Annotated in this window: 7 protein-coding genes; 1 reads left to right on the forward strand and 6 read right to left on the reverse strand. The window is 62.7% G+C overall.

The window, feature by feature from the left end; translation table 11 throughout:
• Positions 1-66 precede the first annotated feature (66 nt).
• The 5 genes from RWT78_RS26230 to cycA all read right to left on the reverse strand — a co-directional run bounded on the left by RWT78_RS26230 (position 67) and on the right by cycA (position 6,307).
• A complete protein-coding gene (locus RWT78_RS26230; protein ID WP_042921425.1) occupies positions 67-1,107 on the reverse strand; it encodes an LLM class F420-dependent oxidoreductase in 1,041 nt (346 codons plus the stop codon).
• Positions 1,108-1,284: 177 nt separating this feature from the next.
• The gene (locus RWT78_RS26235) at positions 1,285-2,178 is read right to left on the reverse strand and encodes a universal stress protein (protein WP_007727672.1); all 894 of its coding nucleotides are present in this window, start codon (positions 2,176-2,178) and stop codon (positions 1,285-1,287) included.
• 141 nt (positions 2,179-2,319) lie between these two features.
• Entirely contained in the window at positions 2,320-3,825 is a 1,506-nt protein-coding gene (locus RWT78_RS26240; RefSeq protein ID WP_050654664.1) for a glutamate-cysteine ligase family protein, read from the reverse strand.
• 125 nt (positions 3,826-3,950) lie between these two features.
• Positions 3,951-4,721 carry a M23 family metallopeptidase gene (locus tag RWT78_RS26245; RefSeq protein ID WP_314681946.1) on the reverse strand — a complete coding sequence of 257 codons (771 nt, stop codon included), beginning with the start codon at positions 4,719-4,721 and terminating at the stop codon, positions 3,951-3,953.
• A 122-nt stretch (positions 4,722-4,843) separates the two neighbouring features.
• Entirely contained in the window at positions 4,844-6,307 is a 1,464-nt protein-coding gene (gene cycA, locus RWT78_RS26250) for a D-serine/D-alanine/glycine transporter (protein ID WP_314681948.1), read from the reverse strand.
• A gap of 142 nt (positions 6,308-6,449) precedes the next feature.
• Between cycA and RWT78_RS26255 the strand changes: the two genes are divergently transcribed.
• Entirely contained in the window at positions 6,450-7,166 is a 717-nt protein-coding gene (locus RWT78_RS26255) for an HAD family hydrolase (protein ID WP_007727677.1), read from the forward strand.
• A gap of 7 nt (positions 7,167-7,173) precedes the next feature.
• Here RWT78_RS26255 and RWT78_RS26260 read toward each other — a convergent pair.
• On the reverse strand, positions 7,174-7,558 hold a 385-nt coding region (locus tag RWT78_RS26260), incomplete at its 5' end, for an FGGY-family carbohydrate kinase (RefSeq protein WP_314681950.1).

Raw genomic sequence — 7,558 nt, forward strand, 5'->3', positions numbered from 1 at the left:
CCCCACCCCCAGCGTGCCTTGGCGACTATCTAACCCGCGGGCGTTAATACCGGCCCCACAGCAGGGTCAGTCACAAATCTTGCGGAACTTCTCGATCAGCTGCACTCGGCCGTTGCGGTCGGCCGCCAACGGCGTGACGTTGAGCGTCGTGACACCGGCTTCGGCGAAGGCTGCGACGCGTTCCTTGACGTAGCTCTCGGGACCGATCAACGACACTGCGCGAACCAGTTCGTCCGGGACCGCTGCTGCGGCTTCGTCCTTCTTGCCCGCGAGGTAGAGATCCTGGATCTTCGCAGCGGCTTCCTCGTAGCCGTAGCGCACCGCGAGATCGTTGTAGAAGTTCTTGCCCTTGGCGCCCATGCCACCGATGTAGAGCGCAAGGCTCGGGCGTACCCAGTCGAGCATGTGGTCGACGTCGTCACCGATGGCCAGGGCCGGCGACGCGTACACCTGAAGCTCGCCGAGGCTCGGATCGCGCTTGGCCTTGCCCTTCGCAATCGGCTCACCCCACACGCTTGCTGCCTTCTCCGGATGGAAGAAGATAGGTTCCCAGCCTTCGGCGATCTCCGCCGTCAGCTCGACGTTCTTGGGTCCGAGCGAAGCGATCAGGATCGGGATGCGCTCACGCACAGGATGATTGATCAGCTTGAGCGGCTTTCCGAGTCCGGTGCCCTTCTCGGCGGGGAGGGGAACCTGGTAGTACTTGCCCTGGTACTCGACCTTCTCGCGGCGCCATACCTGACGGCAGATCTCGACGACCTCACGTGTGCGTCCCAGCGGAGCGTCGTACTTGACGCCGTGGAACCCCTCGATCACCTGCGGTCCGGAAGCGCCCAGTCCCATCACGAAGCGACCGTTGGAGACGAAGTCCAGGCCCGCCGCCGTCATGGCGGTCAACGAAGGGGTACGGGTGTAGATCTGAAAGATTCCCGAAGCGAGTTCGATGGTCGACGTCTTGGCCGCCAGGTAACCGAGCTGGCTGACGGCGTCGAAGGAATACGCCTCCGGGACGAAGGCGATGTCGAGGCCCGCCTTCTCCAGGTCACCGACCTCTTCGACGGTTTCGGCGAACCCGCCGCTGTAGTTCAAACCCATACCGATACGCACGTTGTAACCCCAATCCTGACGATTGCTGCCGTGTGCGACGCGCACACGAGCAGTGGTACTCCCATCGAACACTTAACTCACATCGAACACTACGGAACCTGAGTCCGCATTCATGTGACTACCCCGTTCATATTCGATGACCGAAATGAACGGGGTAGTGGGAGAGCCTGTCGAGGGTCAGGATTCTTCGGGGCGAACCACCATGACGGGGCACTTGGCCGAAGCGATCAGGGTGTTGCTGGTCGAGCCGAGCAACATGCCGCGGAATCCACCGCGACCACGGCTTCCGACTACGACGAGCTGCGCTTTTGCCGACCAGTCCAACAGCCGTCCGCGTGGGTTGTCGAGGTATACCTCGCGCCGGACCTTCACGTCCGGGTATTGCTCGGACCATCCGGCCAAGCTCTCGCTGAGTACCGCGTGCTCTTCCTCTTCGAGAGACTGCGGGGCAAGCGCAGCGGCCCTCGGGTCTTCGAATGCCGCACTGCCGAGGTCACTCCACACGTGCAACGCCACCAACTCGACTCCGCGGAACGACGCTTCCTCGAAAGCCGCACCGACGGCCTGGGCGCTCAACGCGCTGCCGTCGACGCCGACCACTACGGGTCCTTCCGAGGGCACCGCACCATCGCGGTCCCGAACGACGATGACCGGACACTTGCCGTGACTGGCCACACCGACCGCGGTATTGCCGAGGACTGCTGTCGCCGCCTTGCCTGACGCCGACGCTCCGACGACTACCCGCCTGGCTTGTGCCGAACTCTCGATCAGCCACTGAGTTGCGCTGCCGATGGCGATTTCGGTGTGAACTTCGAGTTTCGGATCGATCTCACGGGCGAACTGTTCCGCCTCCGCCAAGATCGCTTTTCCGGCCTCTTCGACCCATTCGTACACCCCACCCGCGTCGACGTACGGTCCGCCGAAACCGTAAGGCGCGAAGTCGAGAGCGTGGATGATGTCGAGTCGCAATTCGCGCTGGGCGGCGATTTTCGCGGCCTCGCGGAGCGCTGTGGACGCAGTGTCCGAACCCTCGACTCCGACAACAACACTGTTATGTTCGCGTGAACTCATGTGCCCACCTTCCTGAAGAAGTAACCGAGCCACTTTCACTCTAACCATCCCACTTGTCCGGCTTTTTTGGGGTCGCCCCCTCTTCATTTCGGGGACTTAGGTCCCCGAAACTGTTGACGGATAGGAGAATTAGCAGAGCAATCAGGACCAGGTGTGAACAGGATCTCCCGTCCGCATGTTCTCCACGTAACCGCGGAGCATTCCGGTGAGCGCAGTCGAGCGGTCCGCGCCCGAGGCCTCCGCGTGCGCCACTTGCTCGCGTTGCCAGGCGGCACCGGTCTGCCGATTCATGCACCGCCCTTCGATCACGCCGAGGTACCGATCGCGGGCCGCGGCGGACAATCCGAAGTCGGCCAAACCCTCGTCCGCCAACGGCAGCAGCCTTCGCAGGACCAACTCGTCGGCACCGACCCAACCGATCTCCGGCCAGTACAGGGTGGCGTCGAGTCCGTACTTGGCGCCGATGTGCAGGTTCTCTTCTGCCGCATGGAACGACATGTGCGACCACAGTGGCCGCTCCGCGTTCACCAATGCGCGGACGGTTCCGTAGTAGAAGGCCGCATTGGCCATGATGTCGACGACGGTCGGCCCGGCCGGCAACACCCGATTCTCGATACGCAAGTGCGGCTTGCCATCCGAGCAGTCGTAGACGGGCCGATTCCAGCGATAGACCGTGCCGTTGTGCATCTGAAGCTCGCTCAACTCCGGAACCCCGCCCGCCGCGAGCACTTCCAGCGGATCGGTGTCCGAGACATCAGGGAGCAGCGCCGGGAAGTACCGTGAATTCTCCTCGAACAGGTCGAGAACCGAATGGATCCACCGCTCACCGAACCACACTCGCGGTCGCACACCTTGGTTCTTGAGCTCGAAAGTTCGGGTGTCCGTTGCCTGTTCGAAGATCGGAATGCGCGATTCGTGCCAAAGTGCCTTGCCTGCCAGGAAAGGAGAATTGGCAGCAAGCGCCACCTGCACTCCGGCCAGACACTGCGCGGCATTCCAGTGCGCTGCGAATTCTTCCGGCGCGACGCGCAGGTGCAACTGCATGGACGTACATGCCGCCTCCGGGACTACCGAATTGGTGTCGGCCCGAAGGATTTCCACGTCGCCGCCGGGTAGCGCGACACCTTCGACGTCGAGTTCGATGTCCTCTCCTCGCGCGGCAAAAATTTGCTCGTTGAGCAATTCGTAGCGCGGGTTGGCGGTGATCCACTCACGATCGAGATGCTCGAGCTGCAGTGTCGGCAGCATCCCGATCATCACCATCTCGGCGTCGTGCGCGTGGATTCGCGCGTCTGCGACGTCGAGGGACGCCCGCAGTTTCTTCTCCAATTCGAAAGTCGCATCACCGGTGAGTGGGCCGGGCTCGACGTTCATCTCGACGTTGAACTGTCCGAGCTCGGTTTGGAAAACCGCAGAGTCGTCGATGGATTCGAGCACTTCACGGTTGGACATCGCGGGCGTCATGTCGCCGGTCACGAGGTTGAACTCGATCTCCATGCCCAACAGCGGAGCGGGCTTGTCGACGGCGTCTCGGAAGTCACCACCGTCGAGCATCTGCTTCATGGCGTCGACGCACGAGCGCACCTTCTTACGAAAGAGCCTACGGTCGGCTCTGGTGAATTCTCGCGCCGTGACCTCTGCACCCATTGCGCATTCCCCCTTCGACGATCAACGTCACTGAAGGCTATCCGTCCGGTGTCACCGAAAAACGAGAACTGCGGTGGCACCGGGAAGAATTTCCCGACGCCACCGCAGTTCTCCGAAAGTTTCTTCTACGAGTTGTCGACCCAGGTGACAGCTACGCCGCGAGCCTGCAGCCACGCTGCGGGATCGACCTTTGCGCCGTTCTCGGCAACCTCGAAGTGCAGGTGCGGGCCGGTGGACTGGCCACGGTTACCCACGGTGGCGATCTGCTGGCCGGCGTTGACGCGCTGGCCGACGTTGACCTGGTAGTCGTTGACGTGGCCGTACGTGGTGACCGTACCGTCGTCGTGCTGGACGCGGACCCAGAGGCCGAAACCTGACGCCGGGCCGGCGTCGATGACCTGGCCGTCGGCTGCAGCCAGAATCGGCGTACCGATCGGAGCCGCGATGTCGAGGCCGCCGTGGTGTGCTCCCCAGCGCGAACCGAAGGTGGAGGTCAGCGTTCCGGACACCGGCTGCACGGTACGAGCTGAGGTGCCGGGGTTGATCCCAGCGAGGAACTGCTGTGCCTGCGTGTTGAGGTCGGCAGCCAAATCGGGAAGCTCGGGGATGTCGAGAGCCGGAAGTGCCGCCAATTCAGCCGGAACGACAACGCCCTCGGGGAGCAGACCCTGCGGGATTTCGATGCCGGCGATGGTCTGTGTTGCCGGCGCCGCAGCAGCGGTTCCTGCACCCATCTGGCCTGCACCGACGAGGAGCGCACCGGTAGCCGCAGCTACGACACCTGCCTTGACACCGGCACCAGGGCCAGCCGACGGGGTGCGGTGGCGGCCGCTTGCTGCCTCGGGATCGATCTCGAAGACAACATCGTCATTGCCCGTGCGGTGGTGGTTTCCCACAGTGTGTACTCCGTCAGTCGTCGGCGTGCAGCGTCCTTCTGATGAAGCCCGCTCCTCTGTCTGCCGAAGAATGTAACAGTTTGATCAAGGCGGCCGCCACCGTTACCCGATCTTGACCAAAACTATTTCTCGCCGTTCTGTCGGCTGGCGTCCAGTTCTGACTTGAATGCGTCGTATCGTGCCCGGTGAGCGGGTCGACGCCGGATGATCGCCCACGCGATGCCCAGAACCACGAACCAGATCGGCGTGACGAGAAGTGCCTGCCGGGTGTCGTCCTTGGTTGTCAGTGCCCAGAGAATGAAGACGAAGAACGCGAGCACGACCCAGCACATCACGATGCCGCCGGGCATCTTGAACTTCGACGCCTCGTGCAGGTGCGGACGACGCTTCCGGTACACCATGTAGCTCGCCAGGATGATCGTCCACACGAACATGAACAGCAGCGCCGAAATGGTCGTGACGACGGTGAAGGCCTCGATCACGGAATCGCCCGAGAACAGCAGGATCAACGACGCCAGCAGGAAGATGCACGAGAACATCAGGGCGTTCGCGGGGACCTTGCGTGAGTTCAGCTTGCCGAGGGCCCTCGGTGCGTCGCCTTCCTGCGCAAGGCCGAACACCATGCGCGAGGTGGAGTAGATACCCGAGTTGGCCGAAGATGCAGCGGAGGTCAGCACGACGAAGTTGATGACAGAAGCAGCGATGCCGAGGCCGGCGAGTGTGAACATGGCGACGAACGGACTCTTGTCTGCGCTGATTTCACGCCACGGAGTCACCGCGATGATCACGGTCAGTGCAACGACGTAGAACAGCAGGACACGAATGGGGATGGAGTTGATGGCCTTCGGCAGGTTCTTCTCCGGGTCCTTCGCCTCGGCTGCCGTCGTACCGACGAGCTCGATACCCACGAAGGCGAACACGGCGATCTGGAAGCCGGCGACGAAGCCCATGAATCCGGTCGGGAACATCCCGCCGTCGTTCCAGAGGTTGTCGATACCGGAGGTGGCACCGTTCGGCGCCGTGAACCCGGAGACGACCATGACGATGCCGACGACGATCAGGCTGACGATGGCGATGATCTTGATCAGCGCGAACCAGAACTCGGTTTCACCGAAGGCGCGAACGGTCGGGAGATTGAGGAGCAACAGCGCCGCGATCGTCAGCAAAGCAGGAATCCACGCCGCGAGCCCTGGCCACCAGTACTTGAAGTACCCGGAAATCGCGATGACGTCCGCGATGCCGGTGACGATCCAGCAGAACCAGTAGGTCCAGCCGGTGAAGAATCCCGCCCAGGGGCCCAGCAGATCCGCGGCGAAGTCGGAGAACGACTTGTACGCCATGTTCGAGAGCAGCAGCTCCCCCATCGCCCGCATGACGAAGAACAGCATGAATCCGATGATCATGTACACGAAGATCACGGAGGGCCCGGCGAGCGAGATCGTCTTGCCCGATCCCATGAACAGTCCGGTGCCGATGGCACCACCGATGGCGATCAGCTGGATATGCCGGTTGGACAGCTGACGTGAGAGGTGGGGGTCTTCGCCGGACGGCTTCGTCAGGTCTGGTGTATTCGCGTGGTCGGACACGGAGGATCCCCCTCGTCATACGGTTCATCCGGGGCATCGAAATCGTGCCCGTCGGGGGAACCTCGGAAAATGTGCTCTCTCAAAGTACGCGTGCACTGGCTCACATCACGCATCGGAAAGCGGACGCCGATAACCTGTCGAGGTGAACACTGACAGCACGGCCCATCAAGACGGACATATCGCCGCGACGCTGTTCGATTTCTCCGGAACCCTCTTCCGTTTGGAGGAGAGCGACGATTGGACCGAGCACCTCGTCGATCACCAAGGCGATCCGCTCGACGTGCACGCTCAAGCCGAGCTGATGCGTCGGATGACCGCGCCGGTGGGCAGAACCGTGGAGATGGACGAAGCGGGGATCTACGCGTGGGAGAACCGCGACCGGGATCCGAAGTTGCATCGTCAGGCTTACCTCGACGTGTTGAGTAAGTCCGGGGTGCCCGATCCGGTTCGGGCCGAAGCCTTCTACGCCCTGCTGGTCGATCCGGATCAGTGGTCGCCGTACCCGGATACCGGCGAGGTCCTGAAGTCACTGTCGGAGAAGGGCATACGCACTGCCGTCTTGAGCAACATCGCCTTCGACATCCGTCCGGCGTTCGCCGACCGCGGCTGGGACGTCTGGGTCGACGAGTTCGTTCTCTCGTTCGAGGTGGGTGCAGTCAAGCCCGAACCGGCGATCTTCGAGTACGCCCTCGCGCAACTCGATGTGGATGCGGCGCAGACTCTGATGGTCGGTGACAGCGACATCGCCGACGGCGCTGCCCGTGACGTCGGTTGCCAGTTCGCACTCGTCGATCCCCTGCCGACGACCGAACGCCCGCACGCGCTACTCGACGCAGTGCGGAAGTTCGGGCTTCTGTAGGGAGCGCTCAGACACCTTCGGTGAGTTCGCGCAACGACGCGTAGCGCTCGCGCACGTGGGGAGCTGGTTCGGCGTCGAATCGTCGCTCTTCCGGTTTCGGCCACACCGGCGGCTGCGTGTCCCCGGACAGTGCCCATGCTGCTTGCCTGCATGCCCCTTCGGCGACGTACTCACCCGGAGCAGGGATCACGACCGGCACTCCGAGAATTGCCGGCGCGATCTCACAGAGAGCGCGCGACTTCGCTCCGCCTCCGACGAGGAGAACTCGCTTCACCTCGACGCCTTGACGAACCAGATCGTCGACGCCGTCGGCCAAGCCGCACAGGAGTCCTTCGATTGCGGCTCGTGCAAAGTGCGCAGGCGTCGAGTTCTGCAGCCGGAATCCGTGCATG

The organism is uncultured Rhodococcus sp. (assembly GCF_963525155.1).
Classification (GTDB): domain Bacteria; phylum Actinomycetota; class Actinomycetes; order Mycobacteriales; family Mycobacteriaceae; genus Rhodococcus_F; species Rhodococcus_F qingshengii.